Genomic DNA, 18,370 nt, shown 5'->3' with positions numbered 1-18,370 from the left:
GTGCTCAAGCTCAAGCGTCCGTCTTTGCGAGCAGCATGTTGCCGTCGCGCGCGAGCACGCGAACGTGATTGCCGTGCTCGTGGAACGGATGCTGCCAGCGGCCCGTCCCGATGATCCGCAGCAGCACGAGCTCGCCGGGGTGCATGTGCGGGTTGCCGTTGTACGGCTGATTCGGGTACTGCGCCGCATAGTTCGGGTCCATGTCGTCCGGCATCGAGCGTCCGTTCACCATGAAGTACGCCGGGTGATAGGGTTCCGTCTCGACCGTCATGCAGCCGGTCGGCTTCGTGCACGCGTTGCCGGCCTGCTGCTCCGCCTGCTCATGAATGCGCGGATCCACTTCGGAGAACTGAAACAGATATTCGCGGTCGTAGCATGCCGCGCTGTGGTTGTAGGCCGCGGCGGCGTTGCGGAAGTCGGCTTGACCGTCCAGCAGCTTGCGCGTTCCCAGGATAGGGTGACAACCGGTCGGCACGGCGACCGTTCCGGGCGACGAAGTCGGTAACATGATGATCGCGCCATACATACCCATCTCGATCTGCAGATCGCCCTGTGTACCGCTGTAGTAGGCGTGCGTGCCAGGCGTGGCGGCAACGAAGCTGTAGGTGACCGTGACGGTATGGGACGCTTCGCGCGTGAGCAGCCCCTGCACGCCCGTTGGTGCGCCGGAGCAGACCTTCGTCGTGGGATCGATGGTGCCCATGCACACGTCGAACCCGGGAAAGAGAATCGACGTATTGCCCGCCGCCGCCGGCAGATTGTTGGTGAGTGTCACCGTCACGATGTCGCCCTGCTTGACGATCAGCGTCGGGCCGGGAATCTGCATGGTCGGACACGGCGGGTGGTCAATGTTGGGCGGCGAATATCCGGCCGGCGCGGAGTTGCAGCCGTAGCCCCACGAATAGACGCTGTTGCCATCCGGCTGGCTGATGCGGTTCGCCTCTGCGCGCAGGTCGAAATGCGTGCCCGTAATGCCAGGCGCGGCCGCCTGCGCCGGCAGGTAGCAGAGCGCCGCGAGCGCCGCCACGCCAAACCGTGCAAGCCGTCCGGGACGCGCGAGGATCGCGATCCCTATGCGGTAAATGATGTGTCCCACGGCTCTTCTCCTAAGTGCAGGACTTCCTGGCCGAGTCCATGGCAGGGCAATCCGTGAACCGTTTCTAGCAAGCGCAAGCGGCGTCTCACAGCGTGCAGACCTTCGTCTTCGGATCCACCGATCTGCAGATGTGCACGTCGGTCATCAGGCCTCCGAAGTTTTCCTGATCGTTCGCCAGATGATCCAGATTCGGCGTGTACAGGTAGAAGACCTGCCCTGAGCGATATTTCGTCGTATCGCTGGCGTCGAGGATCAGATCGAGCGACTCGCCGCCGCCGAGCGTGATCGAGTTCGTGTAATAGGTCATGTCGTTGCCGGCCATGTCGCGCAGCAAACGCGCATTGATGGCGACCACATGCATCGGCATGCCGAGCGAGGCGAGCGTCTGATATTCGGTGACGTCGAGATCGGAGATTCGCAGCAGCACCTTGCCGCCGACGGGGATATTGATGAGCGACGGCAGCGGCTGCGAGAAACGCGGCACGCCGTCCGAGGCTGGCGTCGAAAGCGGACTGGGATTCACGGTGTCGGGATAGCTGCGGCCATTGAGCATGAAAAACTTGTCTTTCATGTCGGTGAACGGCTCCGGATTGAACGTCATGCCCACGAAGTGGAAGTTCGGATCGAAGCCGTGGATCTGCACCGGATACTCGACGTCGTAGGCGGTGGAACCGTCGCCGTCGTTGTACGCGTAGAGCGTGGGCGTCCCGCTCAGGTTGGGGCCGTGGTGGACATTGTTCTGCGGCGGCAACGGCGTCGAGCACAGAATGTCGTTGCACGCCGTGCGCAGATCCTTTTGCTGCAATACCAGCGACTGGTACAGCGACTGGCCCGCGGGCACCCGGTTCTGGCGCGGCCGCACGAAGATCTGGCCCACCATGCCCATCTGCAGGTGCTCCGGCGGCGTGATGTGGCAATGCCAGAAGTAGGTGCCCGCATCGGGCGCCAGGTAGTAGTACGTGAAACTCGCGCCGATGTTGATCGCCACCGACGCATCGGGCACGCCGTCATAGAACGACGACGCATTCGGATAGCCGTGGAAGTGCACCGTATGCTTCTCGAACAGGTCCGGGCGCATGATCATGCCGACGTTGGTCAGCGTGAGAAAGAACTCGTCGTCCTCGTCGATCGCCATCATCGGCGCGGGCTCGTTGCCGTTCATGACGCCGATGTCCATGATGGGCCGTGGGTCGACATGGCCGGTGAGCTGGCCACCAGCTTCCGGATCGGGCGCGAGACCCACTGCGCCGTTGTAGTTCGGGTCCGCTTTTGGATCCCCCCCACGGGAAGGGTGTTGAACACCGTAGGGAATTCGGTGCCGGGCAGCCCCGCTTTGATATCTGCGAGGCCGGACAACGGACCGAATGCGAACAGATAGGTCTGGACGCCATTAGCCATGGTCGCGTAACCGTCGCCGCCCGAAATCTGCTGGCACTTGATCGCACCGTTGACGACACCCGTCGGTGTGGAGGTTTGGCCGGTGAAAGACGGCCCCTTGTACGGCGGTTCGGATGACGGTCCCTTGTACGGTGGGTCGCCAGGGCTGGCCGGCGGCGCCGGATGCGAGGGCGTGGAACTTGGGCACTGAACCATGAACGACTGGGAGAATGAGGGGATCGCGAACATCGTGAGCAGCAGTGCTGCCACGCTATTGCGACACATGCGGATGCTGAACATATGACCTCCGTTCCTGGGGTCAAGCAGCGCGCTGCGCGCTGTACGTCGCCCTTTTGCTGCACAGGCGGGCTCATGCGTTCCTCACACTGACCCGTATGTAGATTCTGGATTTGAGCAGCGGAGCCTGCGATGGGTCACCTCCCTACACTTGCAGTAGGGCAAACCCAGCGCGTCGTGCCGTCGTGGTCTGGGCGAGCAATGGAGCATGTTCTGGCGAACAAGAGCGATGGGTCATGCAGCGATGCCGCCATGCAAGCGGGCGCTGGCACGGCAACATGGCTTTATTTCGTTTTCATTCGATTGGTGACACGGCTCTACTGCGTTTCGACGAACGTAGGGGCGTCGTGAATTCTTCACACCTATTCTGGCGTGCGCAATGAGGCACTCGATCACGCACGTCAGATAAGCTGAGGAATACGATGTTTGCCGTTCTTATGCTCTGGTGGAGCGGAAGGATTACGCTGACGAGACTGACGGCAAGTTGGATCGGTATCCTGATTGCTGCGCTGCTTTTCCTTGAAGTTCTCGAGAGACTGCGGATCTGATCGCGCGATTTATTCCGCTGTCGACGCCTCCGCCGAATGATGGTGCATCATGCCAGGATCGTGCCCCGCCATTGCGTCGTGGCCATGATCGGACAGTTGCGCATCGAACCATTCATGCAGCGCGGCCGCGAGGCGAGCGTCGTTCGAGTGATAGACGATTTCCCCTCCCTCGGGCAAGTCGCGATATTCGATCTTCAGCGCCCCAGGCCTGGCTTCACGCAGCACGGCCAGACCCGGCATATCGTCGCCATGGATCGCCTCCGGCCCCTCGAAATTGCCTGCCGAGAACTGCTGGGCGATCATGGCAAGGTGCCCGCGGATGAGCGCGACCTGCTTCGGATCCGGATGCTTCACGACCACTTGCTGAATCCCGCCGTCTGCGGTCTTCGTAAAGATATGAGTGGTTGCGCGAAGGGAGAATGGCATGACCGCCGCGCCACGCTGCGCAACCTCGTTCTCGCGCGCCCCGGTTTCGGCGAACGCGGACGGGAAGAGAATGATTGCGCCGAGGAGCAAGGCAGTCGAGCCCGCAGCCAGAACAGCCGAAGGGTGCTTCATGGGTGACTCCGATAGAACGTTCACGGTACGGCTCGCCAAGGCCGCTCGTGAGACTTGCGTCCCGCAGCTTAGCAATTTTCCGGGGTCGGAAAGCAATTCCTCCGTCCTCCAAAAAGCAACCCAGGAGTTCGCGCACCCGGTTACCGATGAATATACCTGGCGGCATCCAGCCTGCTAGACTGGAAGTTCCCCCGCACACCATGGAGGGAAACATGACGACCGTCTACGTGGTGAAGACCGGTGAGCAGTTCCTCTGCTGCGCAGAGGACGGCGACATTGGCATGGCACCGGAGGTTGAAGGGGCCAAGTCCTTTCTCTCATACGAGGAAGCGGAAAAGGCGGCCAACGAGAACGCCGACCCCGGATACGAAATCTTGCCCCTCAACGTTACCGCGCACTGATGCGCAGTTCGCCGCCCGGCGACCCGGCAAGAACGGGCGCCAGCGGCGGTCGCTGTCGTTCCCCATTGGAACCCGGCAGGCTGGCACTGCTTATCTAATCAACGCCTGCTTCTCGAGCGTCAGCGGTGCACTTCGCATCGACGCTACTGTTTCACCTCGACATCCTTTGTTCCGTCTTCTTCAGTCGTCGCTTCGTGGTTCATCGCATCTTCCTTCATGCCGCCTTTGACCATACTATCGTCGCTCATCGCTTCGGATTCCGTTGCACTGTTTGCGCTAGCCTCCTGACTCGTCGCATCCTCGGAGGCGGTGTCGGTTGACACGCTTTCAGCAGCGAAAGCGCCCCCGGCTGCGAAGCACATACAGGTGGCGAGAATGGTGGCAGTGAGCGTGTTCATGATGTGATCCCTCAGCGAACCGGCGGTGAAACCGAAAATCGAAACGACAGCAGCTCGAAGATGGAGAGCGGGTCTTGTCGCGAACCGTGCGCCTCGATCGGCGGCTGCCCTATCATTCTTGCCCTGACGGATATCAAAGGAAATAGGCATCCACTCCATCCGGGATGGGTAAAGACCCTATCGGCATCAAACCCGTTCGCTGTCGCTGATTTTCTCCTTGCACCGCATGTGCCTGAAAGCGCTTTGTATTGTCGACTCGCAAGCGGCGGCCCGGTAACAACGGCTGGCACGCCCGCTTTACCCGCTAGTCGAGTGTCATGATGCCCATGTGCATGGCCATGTCGGCGCACATTACGACCAGCCTGTCGTGAGAGATCCCCTCGGTCAACCGATGATTGAGTACCTCGTCGAATGTTCCGGCGCATTCGGAAACCGCGCTCATCGCATCGCCTTCGGTCCGGTTATAGGCGCCTGCGATGAGCCATCGCGCACGGCATTTGGCGGCAGCTATCGTTTCCTTGGCGGACGCTTCGGGACTCGAGGCCGGACATTCCGGAACAGGCAGGGGCTGGAATGCGAGCGATAGCGTCGGGATCAGAAAGGCAGCAGCAGCAATGTATCGAGGGCCCATGGCGCCTCCTTTCGTGAGGTCTTCGTATCGAATTGACCCGGTGCCCCGGCAACTCGAGCCGCGAACGATTGACATCTACTCAATCCGGACGAGCAAATCAGCTAGCAATCTATCACCTTCGTCACGGGGAGGGGGTGAACAGGCGCCGCTCCCGAAGGGGGAAATTGCGGGTTCTGACCTGCGCCATAGCGCGATGTACCGTTCCTGTTATTGGATTTCGAGCCAAAGCGCATCGTCAATCTGTTCGGATCCGAACGTCGAAGGCCATGTTTGGCCGCCGGTGGCGTCGTTTTCATTTTATTTATGCGGCTGGACCAATCAACTCATCGCATGCACGAGGGCATGCAAGCGATTTTCGCAACCGCGCAGCAAAGGGCCGCCATTGCGTCACTGATTCCGGGCCCCTACGCTTCCCGTTTGCTGCGCCCATACAGCAGCAGCATCGCTGCAATCACGATGCCATAGATGATCTGCCGCCCCGCCTCCGGCATCTGCGCTACCGAGAGGATCGACTGCAGCAGCGTGATGAGTATCGCGCCCGCCACCGTGCCGAGGTACGATCCCCGGCCGCCCAGAATCGACGTGCCGCCGAGCACCACCGCAGCGATGGCCGGCAGCAGGTACGCATCGCCCATCGACTGCGCCGCCTTCGACGCATAACCGGCCAGCAGTACGCCGCCGAACGCCGCGAACGCGCTGCACACCGCAAACGCGGCCACTGTCACGCGTCGCGTATCGATGCCCGAGAGATACGCCGCGCGCTCGGTATTCCCGATGGCGTACAGCGTGCGCCCGAACGTCGTGCGCGACAGCAGGAACATCGTGGCGCCGCCGATCAGCACCCACAGCGCGACGGCATTCGGCAAGCCCGGCACGAGCCAGCCCGCCGCGAGCCAGCGCATCACGTGTGGCGCGGAATCCTGCGGCGACGATCCGCCCGTATAGACGATCATGATGCCTTGCGCCACCGCGTTGGTCGCGAGCGTCGCGATCATCGACGGGATGCGCAGGAGTGCGACGAGAATCCCGTTGACGACGCCGATCGCCACGCCGCAAGCGATCCCGACCGGAATCGCCAGCATTTCCCCGAGTTCGCCATGTCCCGCGACGGCACAAGCCATCATCGCGCCCACGGTGATCGTCCACGGCAGCGACAGGTCGATGTGACCGAGCAGGATCACCATCATCAGGCCGGTCGCGATGATGCCGAGAAATGCGCCGACTTTCAGCTGCAACAGGATGTACTCCGGCGACGTGAAGTTGCGCGAATACATGCCGCCGACCAGCAGCAGCGCGACGATGCACGCGAACGCAATCGCGATCGGCTTGTCGATCCTGCGCGTGAGCCTCGACACGAACGTGGTCCAGCTGTTCGCAGAAACGTCGCTCATTGGAACCACTCCAGACGGTTGCGCACCCTGAACAGCCCGCATGCGCCAATCGCGACAGCGAGCAGAAGAATCACGCCCTGGAACAGCGGTTGCCAAAGCGCATCGACGTTGAACACGAACAGCAGGTCGCCGATCGAGCGGAACGCGAACGCGCCGAAGACCGCGCCGATCGCGCTGCCCTTGCCGCCGAGCAGCGACACCCCGCCGATGACCACGGCCGCGATAGAGAACAGCGTATACGAGTTGGCGCTACCCAGATTCGCATCGCCCGTATCCGTGAAAAACGTCAGAAAGAGGCCGCCAATCGCGGCGAGCAGACCGGCCAGCGTATAGCTCGCGAACTTCGCGCGACGAATCGGCATGCCGGAGAGGAAAGCCGCGGGTTCGGACGAGCCGGTCGCATAGGCCGCGCGGCCTATCGCCGAGCATTTAAAAGGAATCCAGACGATCGCCACGGCCGCGAGCAGGATCAGCAGGCTCGCGGGCACGACGCCGGCGACCTTGCCGGTCAGAGCGTCGGCAAGGTCCTCGTTGATCGATCCGCCCGGAACGGGGCGCAGCAGCAACGCCAGCCCATAGTAAACGGCACCCGTCGCGATCGTCGTCACGATCGGCTGCAGGCGGCCGAAAATGATGATGATGCCGTTGAGCGCGCCGCACAGCGCGCCTGCCGCCATGACGCCGGCAATACCGAGCGCGCTGTGCAGCGCGTCGCCCGTGACGATCCACGATCCAATGCAATTCGTCAGCACGAGCGTCATGCCGATCGACAGGTCGATACCGGCCGTGAGCACGACGAGCGACTGCCCCATCGACACCAGCGCGAGCAGTACCGCCTTATTCGCCGCCGTCTGGAACACGTTCGCCGATAACGTCGACGGATAGTTGATGAGGTAGATCGCGAACATCAGCACGAACAGGCCGAGCGCGAACGTCGTCCCCCGATTTTCCGCATACCAGTAACGCAGGCCGCTCATGGTGCGACTCCGGTGGAAGGCGACATTTGCCCGACGGGCAGATCCAGGGCGCTCGCAATCAGGTTCTGCTCGTTGATCGCCGGCCCGACGAGTTCCTTCTTGATCCTGCCTTCGTACAATACGAGCACACGGTCGCAGCAGCCGATCAGCTCGTCATAGTCGGTCGAATAAAAAACGATCGCGGCGCCTTCGTCGGCGAGGCGCCTCAGCAGCTGATAGATCTCCTGCTTGGTGCCGACGTCGATACCGCGCGTCGGGTCGCTGAGCAGCAGAATCCTGGGCTGCCGCACCAACCACTTCGCGATCACCACCTTTTGCTGGTTGCCGCCCGAGAGCGAGCCCACGGCTGCGTCCAGGCTGTGCGACTTGATGGCGAGCAGGTCCGTCATCCGGTCGACGAACGACTGCTGGCGATCGCGATCGATCACGCCCGCGGTGGACATGCGATCGAGCGCGGCAAACGAAAGATTCTCGCGTACCGACATCGGCAGCATCAGGCCTTCCGTCTTGCGGTCTTCGGGAATCAACGCCATGCCGATTCCGTCGGCACGCGCGGCCACCGGGCTCGGAATCGACACGGCCTTGCCATCGACCTCGATCGTTCCCGCGCAACCGCGCAACACGCCGAAGAGCGCGAGCAGCAGTTCGCGCTGGCCTTGCCCGTCGAGGCCGCCCAGCCCGAGGATTTCACCGCGCTTCAACGAAAAACTGATGCCCTGCAGCGTGTCGCCCCATGCGAGATCGCGGCAGGCAAGCACCGGTTCCGCGGCGGCCCGCTCCGCGGGCTTGGCCGGAAATGCGTGCTGGTATTTCCGGCCGATCATCATTTCGATGACCTCATTATCGGAGCGCGTACCCGCCTCGAAGCTCATTACATGACGACCGTTGCGGTAGACGGTGCATTCGTCTGCGAGCGCCTTCACCTCGTGCATCCGGTGCGAGATGAAAAGCAGCGCGAGCCCCTCTTCGCGCAGGCGCCTGAGCACCTCGATGACGCGCGCCACGTCGGCCGCGGTCAGCGCCGACGTGGCCTCGTCGAGAATCAGGATGCGCGGTTCGTGCGCGAGCCCCTTCGCGAGTTCGACCATCTGCTGGCGCGACAGCGGCAGGTCCCGGACTTTCGCGAGCGGATTGATGTCGGCGGCGCCCGCGCGAGCGAGCGCTTCCTCGGCCTGGCGCCGCTGTGCCCGGCGGTCGATCATGCCGAAGCGGCGCGGCGGATTCGAAGCGAAGATGTTGTCCGCCACGCTCAAGTCAGGAATCAGCGAGAGTTCCTGATACACGCAGACGATGCCGGCCGCGTTCGCCGCGGCAGGCGACGCGAACGAGACTTCGCGGCCGTCGAAGTGCATCGTCCCCTCGTCCGGCTGCACGACGCCGGACATCACCTTCAGCAACGTGGACTTCCCCGCGCCGTTCTCGCCGAGGATCGCGTGGATGCGTCCCCGGCGCACGGTGAGGTCCGCGTGATCGAGCGCGACGACGCCGCCATAGCTTTTCGACACGCCAGACATCTGAAAGAAGGGCTGCTCTACGTCCTGCCGCATGCTTCGTCTCCCATCACGCCGCCGGCGCTCACGCGATCACTGGTTGCCCTGGCTCTGCTTCATGATTTCCTGCGCGGAGAAGTTGATGCCGCAAGTCGGAAACGAATTGCCGACGAAGAAATTGTCGGAGTCGTTCGGGAAATAGTTGGCGCCTGCCTTCAGCATCGAATCGTCGGTGACGTCGAGCGGCAACTTGATTGCGACAGGAATGGTCTGGCCGTCCAGCGCGGCGAGCGCGGTCTTGATCGCCACGGCCACCTGCGCGGGACCGGTGCCCGCCGACGTGCACTTCAGGCCCTGGCTTCCATACTGTGCGCAGAATTTGCGAAAGCCGTTCTCCGTTTCGCCGCCGAACGGCACGAACGGATGTTTCGCGTCGATCATCGCACGCACGACACCGGTGTCGCCGCCTTGCGCCGATATGCCATCGAAATGGCCCTGTACGGCAATCGCGTCGGCGGCGGCCTTCTGCGCGACCCCGTCGTCCCACTTGCCGTAGACCTGGACGACGTTCCACTTCTTGCCTGTTTCATCGAGCGTCTTCTGGAAACCATCATGCCGGTCCGTGTCGACCGACGTGCCCGCCACCCCGCGAACCTCGAGCACCTTGCCGCCGTTCGGCAGGTGGCTCGCGAGCCACTTGGCCCACAGCACGCCGAGCCCGTACTGGTCGACATTGACGTTGATAGCGTCTTCGCTGTCGAGCGTATTGTCGAACGCGACCAGCACGACGCCGGCTTTCTTCGCGCGGCGGATGGCCGGTCCGAACGAGGAGGGATTCTGCGCGTCCACGATGACCGCGTCATAGCCGGCATCGATGAAGTTGTTGACCGCCGAGATTTGCGCCGGCACGTCCTCGCCGGTGGAGACGACCTTGAACTCCTTGATCTTCGCCGCAACGGCCGGTTGCGCCGTATAGGCCTTGGCCGTCTTGATCATCTGGATACGCCAGGTATTCGCGATATAGCCGTTCACGAGCGCGATCCGGTAGGGTCCGGTTTTCTTTGGATACCTGATGAATTTCGTATCGCTCTTCCACGGCATCATGCACTTGGGATCGCTGGACGGTCCGGAGACAATCGAAGCCTGCGCGAAAACCGCACCTGCGCACAGGGCCATTGCCGCGGTCGCCGCCGCTCGAAGCACCTGAATTCCTGAAAGCATGTTGTCTCCTTTTCGTTGGCTCGAACTTACCGAATGCCGGCACACCTGGCTTGTCGTGGACTGCCGGTACGGTGTGCGTGGCGCAGGAAAACTTGCGGGATGGGCTACAGCGGGACTGGAACGGACTCGCCAAACCAGCGAAATGACTTCTTCAAAGGCGTCCCCTCGAAGCGAAACGGAGGGCATGCTCGGACGCCTCCCCGCCTGACAGTACTGGCATACCAATCTGCGCGCGATAGTGGTTTACCACGGGGCCGCGGATCAAGGCCCGACAGGCCAGAAATCCGCGCGCTTTCGATGCTTTCTGGGTGAAAACGCACCTGCGGCACGGAAGGAGCGTTGCAGGGAACTGGTGTACCATTTGCGCGAACCTGAGCCGCCGCCTGGCGGCTTCGACGATTCAGAGAGTCCTGGATGGCCGATCTCGCGCACACGCCAACCGGCCGCGTCAACCATGCGGACGCGGGCGATCGTTCCTATGTCGCGCTGGCAAAACAGATCTACGACCTGATCGCTGCCGGCGACGTCGGGCCTCGCGCCCGCCTGCCCTCCGAGCGCACGCTAGCCGAGCGTTTCGGCGTCAGCCGCACGCAGGTGAGGGAGGCGATCATCGCGCTGGAAGTGCAAGGCGTGGTCGAAGTGCGCGTAGGTTCGGGCATCTATGTGGCCGCAACGCCGGAGGCGCAGCCGGTCACGTTCGAACTGCCGCGCGGGCCTGGGCCGATCGAGACGCTGCGCGCGCGGTCAGTCATCGAAAGCGGAGTCGCGGCGCTCGCCGCGACCGAACGCAAGGACGCCGATTTGGACCGGCTCTTTGCCGCCTTGCGCGCGATGCGCGAAAACATGGACGACAAGCCCGCGAATGAGGCCGCCGACCGCGAATTCCATCTGGCGATTGCGGGTGCGACGGGAAACGAAATGCTCCGGCTCGTGGTGACCGCGATGTGGGACAACTCGCGCGCCGATCCTTTGTGGAAAAAGATCGAGGAGCACTTTCATACGTCCGCGTTGCGTTCGGCTTCCCATGAGGACCATCAGCGCATCTTCTCGGCCATCATGGCGCGCGATGCCGGCGCGGCGCGCACGGCGATGGAGGCGCATCTCGCGCGCGTGATCGACGAGTTCACACAGGCGTGGCGTTAGCCCTGCTTCAAGACCGCTCGAGCGCGGCCATCGCCCTCACGATCACGAGCAGCACGGAAAGACTCACACCGCTCGATGCGCGTAGTTCCGCAAGCAACTGTCCATAGCGCTCCAGCGCAGCCTCGTGGTGCGCGCACCAGGCATCCACGAGCGTTAGTCCGTCCGCCGTATCCCCGGCCTGCGCGAGCACGTTCGTGGTGAGCGCGCGTTTGAGGTGCGCCACCTCGGCGAGCGCGGCCGCACGCGCCATGGTGTCCCAGTGCGTGGGCGTCGGCAGGGCTGCCGCTCGCTCGCCGATCCAGCCGTAGTTGAGCCGCGTGCCCAATGCGAACCAGGCGGCCGCAACGCGCTCCAGCGGGCGATCGCACGCCGCCGCAACGTCGGCGATATCCAGCAGTGCTACGGAAATGTCTCCGCTCGCCACACGCAGCGCGAGCGCGTTTTCCACGCCCGCATTGACAAGCTCGCCCTGGCGCGCAGAAAGCGCTTCGAGATCCGCTTCGGGCAACAGCGCCGGCAATTGCGGCGCGAGGCGTTGCACCGCGTCCCGGCAACGGGCCAACAGGGTGCCCACACCGTCGCCGCCCACCTCGCCCGCCTGCAGATGCCGCAGGAACCACAACGCCGCGCGTTCGAGCAGCCTGGCAATGTCGACGAACATGCGAGCCTGCACGTCGTCGGGCACGCGGTTGTCGAGCGCGTCGATGGCGCGCCAGATGGCGTTCAGATCGAACACGTCTCGCGCCATGATGCAGGCGCGCACGATTTCGCCCGGCTGCGCGTCGGTCTCTTCCATCAGACGGTGCACGAACGCGCTGCCCACGCGGTTCACGAGCGCGTTCGTCAGATGCGTCGCCAGGATCTCGCGCCGCAACGGATGCCGGTGCATCGGCTCGTTGAAGCGCCGCTGCAGCGGCTGCGGAAAATAGTTGATCAGCAGATCCGCGACGAGCGGGTCTTCCGGCACAGTCGAGTCGAGTAACGCGTCATAGAGCCACATCTTGCTGTAGGCGAGCAGCACGGCGCGTTCCGGCGACGTGAGGCCGAGTTTCGCGGCTTGTCGCTCCGCGATTTCCTCATCGGTCGGCAGGAATTCGATGCGCCGGTTGAGCCGTCCCGCGCGTTCGAGCCAGCGCATCATGCGCGCTTCGGCGTCGAGCAACTCCACCGCGTAGCGCCCCGCGATCGAGAGTGCCTGCGTCTGGTAATAGTTGTCGCTCAGCACGAGCAATCCGACTTCTTCGGTCATCTCGGCAAGCAGGGCGTTGCGCTGTTTCGTCGTCATCTCGCCGTCGGCCACCACGAGTCCGAGCAGGATCTTGATGTTGACTTCGTGATCCGAACAATCCACGCCGGCCGAGTTGTCGATCGCGTCCGTGTTGATGTGACCGCCGTGCTGCGCGAATTCGATGCGTCCGAGCTGCGTAACGCCAAGATTGCCGCCCTCGCCCACCACCTTGCAACGCAGTTCCGAGCCGTTCACGCGCACGGCGTCGTTGGCGCGGTCGCCGACCTGCGCGTTGGTCTCGCGAGTGGCTTTCACGTAAGTGCCGATCCCGCCGTTGTAGAGCAGATCGACGTTCGCGAGCAGGATCGCGCGGATCAGCTCGGTCGGCGTGAGCGTCGCGGCTTCGATGCCGAGCGCCTTTTGCGCCGCGGCAGAAAGCGGAATCGTCTTCATCGTGCGCGCGAACACGCCGCCGCCCGCGGAAATGGTGGCTGGATCGTAGTCGGCCCAGCTCGAGCGTTCGAGCGCGAAGAGCCGCTTGCGTTCCGCGAGGCTCACGGCGGGATCGGGATTGGGATCGAGAAAAATATGCCGGTGATCGAAGGCCGCGACGAGCTTGATATGCGGCGAGAGCAGCATGCCGTTGCCGAACACGTCCCCGGACATGTCGCCGATGCCGGCCACGGTGAAATCGGTGGCCTGCGTATCCACGCCCATTTCGCGGAAATGCCGCTTGACCGACTCCCACGCGCCGCGCGCCGTGATCGCCATCTTCTTGTGGTCGTAGCCCACGGAGCCGCCCGAGGCAAAGGCGTCGTCGAGCCAGAAGCCGTACTCGGCGGAAATCGCGTTCGCGTAATCGGAGAACGTGGCCGTCCCTTTGTCGGCGGCCACGACGAGATACGGATCGTCGGGGTCATGGCGCACGACGTCGGGCGGCGGCACGACCGCATTGTTCACGAGGTTGTCGGTGAGATCGAGCAAGCCGCGCAGGAAGGTTTGATAACACGCCACGCCCTCGCGCATCCACGCCTCGCGATCGCTCGCCGGCGGCGGATTCTTCACGACGAAGCCGCCCTTCGATCCCACGGGCACGATCACGACGTTCTTCACCATCTGCGCCTTCATGAGGCCGAGCACTTCGGTGCGGAAGTCCTCGCGCCGGTCCGACCAGCGCAGGCCGCCGCGCGCGACACGGCCGCCGCGCAAGTGCACGCCCTCGACCCGCGGCGAGTAGACCCAGATTTCGAACATCGGCTTGGGCTCGGGCAGGCCCGGCACTTTGGACGGATCGAACTTGAACGAGAGTGCGGGCCGCTCTGCGCCACTCGCATCGCGGCGGAAATAGTTCGTGCGCACCGTTGCTCGGATCACGCCGAGGAATTGCCGGAGAATGCGGTCTTCGTCGAGATTGGGCACCTGGTCGAGCGCGCTCTCGATGGCCTTGAGCATGAGCGCCGTGCGCTCCTCTCGCGCCGAGGCATCGCGCGGATCGAACCGGAGTACGAATAATTCGACGAGCTGCCGTGCGATCGCGGGATTGCCGGTGAGCGCGCGTTCGATATAGGCGTCGCTGAACGTCGAGCCCACCTGGCGCAGATACTTGGCGTACGCACGCAGGATCGTGACTTCGCGCGCGCTCAGGTAGGCGCGCAGCACGAGCCGGTTGAAATCGTCGCTTTCGATTCGTGCATTCCAGACGCTTTCGAATGCATCTTCGAACAGACCCTTCACGCGTTCGATGTCGAATTCGGCGTCGTCCGCGACTTCGAGGCCGAAGTCGTGGACCCATGCGGGCGCACAAGACGGCGCCTCGATCACGTAGGGCCGCTCTTCGTCCACGCGCACGCCGAGATGTTCGAGCATCGGCAGGCTGCGGGAGAGCGGGATGGCCTCGCCCGTGCAGTAGACCTTGAAGCGGAAGGTGCGCGGCCCCGCCTCGATGGGCCGGTACAGATTCATGGCGATGCGCGCCGTTCCCTGTACGCTTTCGATCAGCTCGATATCGCGGACCGCCGTGCGCGCCGGATAGTCGTCACGATAGCCGGCCGGAAACGAATCGGCGTAGCGGTGGAGGAGACGCGTGCCCTGCTCTTCGCCGAATGCGTCGAGCAGTGCGTCGGCCAGATCGTCTTGCCAGCGGCGCGTGACCTGCACGAGCCGCGCCTCCAGTTCGCGCGCGTCGACTTCGGGCATCGTGCCCGGCTCGGCATGCACGACGAAATGAATGCGTGCGATGGCCGACTCCGAAAGCAGCGGCGTGAACTCGACGGATATGCCGTTGAACGCCTCCACGAGCAGGTTCGCAATGCGCCGCCGCAAATCGGTGTTGTACTTGTCGCGCGACACGTACACGAGGCACGAAACAAAGCGGTTGAAGCGGTCGCGCCGCATGAATAGCCGCGTGCGCTGGTGTTCCTGCAAGCGCAGCACACCGAGCGCGGTTTCGAAGAGTTCGTCCTCGCTCGCCTGAAACATCTCGTCGCGCGGATACGTTTCCAGCACCGTCACCAGCGATTTGCCGAGATGACCGTTCGGCAGGAAGCCCGCGCGCTGCACGATATTCGCGCGTTTGCGCCGCACAATCGGAATCTCGGCGGTGGAAACCATATAGGCCGTCGACGTGTAGAGGCCCACGAAGCGGCGCTCGCCGCACACTTTTCCGTCCGCTCCGACGAGTTTCACGCCCACATAGTCGAGGTAGCCCGGGCGATGGACCGTGGCGCGCGAGTTGGCTTTCGTCAGGAAGATGGGCCATGCGCCGCTGATGATGTTTTCGGCCGCGGGCGGCAGCGGCGTGAGATCGGGCGCAGCGTGCGCACGCAGCGATTCGCGCAGGATGCCGAGGCCCGAGCCTTCGACGCCGCGCAGCGCGTAGCCGCCGTCGTGCGAAACCAGCGCATAGTCACGCTGCCCGAGGAAGGTGAAATGGTCGGCCACCATCCATTCGACGAAAGCGCGCGCTTCGATGTCCTCGGCCGTCGCCTCGCGTGCTTTCATCGTCTTGATGGTGGTGCGCGCGACCTCGAGTAACTTCGGCCAGTCCTCCACGGATGCGCGCACGTCGCCAAGCACCTTGGCAATGTCATTGCGCAATGCGTCCAGTCTTGCTGCGTCGCCGCAGCGGTCGACTTCGAAATGGATGAAGGAGGCGAGCTGCGATTGCCCCTCATCGGTGCTGGCACCGCCCTCGTTCACGCGCTCGATTGCGCCGTCCTTTGCGCGCCAAATCCGGAACACGGGGTGCAGCGCCGAATGCAGCGCGAGTCCCAGCCGGTTGACGGCCATGGAAACCGAATCGACGAGAAACGGCATGTCGTCGTTGACGATTTCAATGACCGTGTGGTCCGAATGCCATCCGTGCTGCTCGAGAATCGGGTTGTAGACCTGCATGCGCTCGCTGCCCGGCACGAAGCGCTGTGCGGTTCGCCAGTGCGCCATGGCGGCGCCGTAGAGGTCCGCGATGCTGCGGCTGCGCAGATCTTCGGCGTCGGCGAAATCGTAGTAGTGCCGCAGGAAAGGCTCGACGATCTGGAATGTCGGCTCAGGCAAGCGCGCCCGCGCAAATTCCACGACGTCGGAAAGCAGATGGGCAACGAATTCTTCGTTTCTCGCTAGCATGACGGACTCCTTGGCGGATAGTCATCGACTGCATCGGCGGTTCAGCCATTATGCACCGGCAAGGTGATCGGGCGATGAATGCGTGCAGGGCGCGCGCTGCGAGCTCTCGCGGCCGCGCCGGTTCCGGGCACCTCTTGGCGTGGAATTTGCCGGCCGTGAATGTCTGATTCAACAGCCGCCTGTGGCCTCTTTCGAGCCCGATCTGAACTGCGCGAGCAGCCAGGTGCGAAGTTGCTGGCTCGTCTCGCGTCGAACACGGGTTTGCGGAAGGACGACGTAATAGCCCAGTGACAGCGGCAACGAGAAGTCGAACAATCGCTTCAGCCGGCCGGCGGCGATATCGCGTTCGACGAGATGCTCGCTCGTGAGCGCGATACCATGACCTGCAATAGCGGCGTCGATGGCGAGCGATGACTGGCTGAATCGCGGCCCCTTCAACGGGGCGAACGTGTTCGTGCATCCCAGGGCGTTGAAGAACTCCGGCCAGAGGTCGTGCGAATCGTGGAGCAGTACATAGTTTTCCAGGTCGGAAATCGCGCGGACCGGAAAATCCGGCGTGGGCAACTGCGGGCTGGCAACAGCGAACACATCGAGGGGGAATAGCAGATCGCTCACGAGGCCCCTCGCAAACGGTGGCTTGCCGAGCCGCACCGCGATGTCCACGCCATCGGATTTGAAATTGCACAAGGCGGCGTCGGCAATAATCCGGACGTCGATTTCCGGATGCCGCTCCCCGAACTCTGCTAGCCTGGGTATGAGCCATTTCGAGGCGAACGAGGGTGTCGTGCTGATCGTGAGGGACGTCGAACGGCGATTCAGTGCGTCGGTGGCGTCAGAGATGATCGTAAGCGCCTGTTGAATCGCAGCGAAGTACGTATGTCCCTCGGTCGTGAGAGAGAGGCCCCGCGCCAGCCTTTCGAACAGGGGAATATCGAGAGCCTCTTCCAGTAGGCGTACCTGCTGTGCGACCGCACCCTGCGTCACGCCAAGTTCCTCAGACGCGAGGCGAAAATTGAGGTGGCGTGCAGATGCGTCGAACGCGCGGAGCGCATTCAGCGGCGGAAGGCGGCGTTGCTTCAAGGAGCGCATCAATGCATGCTTCGATGGGTGATTCGACAGGGTCGAGCCAGTAGATTAGTTATCGTCAGACCATAAAAATCATCGTTCGACGCGCGCATCATAACGCCATAGAGTTTCTACGCGAACCCCATGCAGCGCCGGCTTCGCGCGCTGAATCCATTTCGAGGAGAAGAGCACCATGGCAGTAGAAAAAGTCGCACTCGTCACGGCGGCCGGAAAGGGAATGGGCGCGGCGATCGCGCGCGAACTCGCGGCCGGCGGCTATCGTCTGGCCTTGATGTCGCCCTCCGGCAGCGCGGCCGAACTGGCGAAAGAGCTTGGTGGATTTGGCTTTACGGGCTCGGTCACCGAGCCGGACGATATCGACAGATTCGTTCGCGAAACGCTCGAAAAATTCGGCCGTATCGACGCTGTGGTGAACAACACGGGTCACCCGCCGAAGGGTGATCTTCTGACGATTGCAGACGAGCAGTGGCATCTCGGACTCGATATCATCGTGCTCAACGTCGCGCGGGTGCTGCGCCGCGTAACACCTGCATTCCTCGCGCAGGGAGGCGGCGCGGTGGTGAATATCTCCAGCTTTGCCGCCGACGCGCCCGAGCAGGCTATGCCCGTGTCCTCCGCACTGCGCGCCGCGTTGAGTTCGTTCACGCGCCTCTATGCCGACCGTTACGCGAAAGACAATATCCGTATCAATTCTGTGCTACCGGGATTCATCGATAGCTGGCCCGAAACGCCGGAGATCGTCGCTCGCATTCCGGTTGGCCGCTTTGGGAAGACACAGGAAATCGCGCAAACAGTCGCGTTCCTTTTATCGGATGGCGCGGGCTATATCACGGGGCAGAATATCCGTGTCGACGGCGGGATCGTGCGTGCCCTGTGACACTGCGAGGCGCGCGTTTCCACATCGCAT

12 protein-coding genes and 2 pseudogenes are annotated in these 18,370 nt (G+C 63.1%); 3 read left to right on the top strand and 11 right to left on the bottom strand.

The features are described 5' to 3' along the window. Positions 1-16: 16 nt before the first annotated feature. The 3 genes and pseudogenes from BMI01S_RS30665 to BMI01S_RS30655 form a co-directional block, all read right to left on the bottom strand. A pseudogene (locus BMI01S_RS30665) lies at positions 17-1,096 on the bottom strand (multicopper oxidase domain-containing protein); the annotation flags it as partial. Positions 1,097-1,181: 85 nt separating this feature from the next. Beyond that, positions 1,182-2,773 (bottom strand): annotated as a pseudogene (locus tag BMI01S_RS30660) (multicopper oxidase domain-containing protein). A 554-nt stretch (positions 2,774-3,327) separates the two neighbouring features. Continuing rightward, positions 3,328-3,876: a hypothetical protein gene (locus BMI01S_RS30655; protein ID WP_028214878.1), complete on the bottom strand. Its 549-nt coding sequence runs from the start codon at positions 3,874-3,876 to the stop codon at positions 3,328-3,330. A 212-nt stretch (positions 3,877-4,088) separates the two neighbouring features. Here BMI01S_RS30655 and BMI01S_RS30650 point away from each other — a divergent pair, with 212 nt between their 5' ends. Further along, positions 4,089-4,277 carry a hypothetical protein gene (locus BMI01S_RS30650; protein WP_028214879.1) on the top strand — a complete coding sequence of 63 codons (189 nt, stop codon included), beginning with the start codon at positions 4,089-4,091 and terminating at the stop codon, positions 4,275-4,277. A 143-nt stretch (positions 4,278-4,420) separates the two neighbouring features. On the opposite strand, the gene BMI01S_RS41200 is transcribed toward BMI01S_RS30650, so the two are convergent. From BMI01S_RS41200 to BMI01S_RS30620, 6 genes are all read right to left on the bottom strand, one after another. Then, positions 4,421-4,675, bottom strand: coding sequence for a hypothetical protein (locus BMI01S_RS41200; RefSeq protein WP_028214880.1), 255 nt, complete (start codon positions 4,673-4,675; stop codon positions 4,421-4,423). 304 nt (positions 4,676-4,979) lie between these two features. Beyond that, entirely contained in the window at positions 4,980-5,306 is a 327-nt protein-coding gene (locus BMI01S_RS30640; protein ID WP_028232345.1) for a hypothetical protein, read from the bottom strand. A 404-nt stretch (positions 5,307-5,710) separates the two neighbouring features. Further along, positions 5,711-6,697, bottom strand: a complete 987-nt coding sequence (locus BMI01S_RS30635) for an ABC transporter permease (protein ID WP_028214882.1) — start codon at positions 6,695-6,697, stop codon at positions 5,711-5,713. Continuing rightward, positions 6,694-7,674: an ABC transporter permease gene (locus tag BMI01S_RS30630; protein ID WP_028214883.1), complete on the bottom strand. Its 981-nt coding sequence runs from the start codon at positions 7,672-7,674 to the stop codon at positions 6,694-6,696. The genes BMI01S_RS30635 and BMI01S_RS30630 overlap by 4 nt, the downstream gene beginning before the upstream one ends. Further along, positions 7,671-9,221: a sugar ABC transporter ATP-binding protein gene (locus tag BMI01S_RS30625; RefSeq protein ID WP_028232344.1), complete on the bottom strand. Its 1,551-nt coding sequence runs from the start codon at positions 9,219-9,221 to the stop codon at positions 7,671-7,673. The genes BMI01S_RS30630 and BMI01S_RS30625 overlap by 4 nt, the downstream gene beginning before the upstream one ends. A 36-nt stretch (positions 9,222-9,257) precedes the next feature. Then, complete coding sequence (locus BMI01S_RS30620; protein WP_028232343.1) at positions 9,258-10,385, bottom strand: sugar ABC transporter substrate-binding protein; 1,128 nt, start codon at positions 10,383-10,385, stop codon at positions 9,258-9,260. Between the two features lie 414 nt (positions 10,386-10,799). Between BMI01S_RS30620 and BMI01S_RS30615 the strand changes: the two genes are divergently transcribed. Further along, positions 10,800-11,528, top strand: coding sequence for a FadR/GntR family transcriptional regulator (locus BMI01S_RS30615; protein WP_028214886.1), 729 nt, complete (start codon positions 10,800-10,802; stop codon positions 11,526-11,528). Between the two features lie 7 nt (positions 11,529-11,535). On the opposite strand, the gene BMI01S_RS30610 is transcribed toward BMI01S_RS30615, so the two are convergent. Both BMI01S_RS30610 and gcvA read right to left on the bottom strand, forming a co-directional pair. Continuing rightward, positions 11,536-16,377 carry an NAD-glutamate dehydrogenase gene (locus BMI01S_RS30610; protein WP_028232342.1) on the bottom strand — a complete coding sequence of 1,614 codons (4,842 nt, stop codon included), beginning with the start codon at positions 16,375-16,377 and terminating at the stop codon, positions 11,536-11,538. Between the two features lie 168 nt (positions 16,378-16,545). Beyond that, the gene (gene gcvA / locus BMI01S_RS30605) at positions 16,546-17,466 is read right to left on the bottom strand and encodes a transcriptional regulator GcvA (protein WP_028232341.1); all 921 of its coding nucleotides are present in this window, start codon (positions 17,464-17,466) and stop codon (positions 16,546-16,548) included. 169 nt (positions 17,467-17,635) lie between these two features. On the opposite strand from gcvA, the gene BMI01S_RS30600 reads away from it, so the two are divergent. Beyond that, positions 17,636-18,340: an SDR family oxidoreductase gene (locus BMI01S_RS30600; protein ID WP_028214889.1), complete on the top strand. Its 705-nt coding sequence runs from the start codon at positions 17,636-17,638 to the stop codon at positions 18,338-18,340. Positions 18,341-18,370 lie beyond the last annotated feature (30 nt).

The sequence above is a fragment of the Paraburkholderia mimosarum LMG 23256 = NBRC 106338 genome (assembly GCF_000739815.1).
GTDB lineage: Bacteria > Pseudomonadota > Gammaproteobacteria > Burkholderiales > Burkholderiaceae > Paraburkholderia > Paraburkholderia mimosarum.
This window is presented reverse-complemented; position numbering and strand designations above follow the sequence as displayed.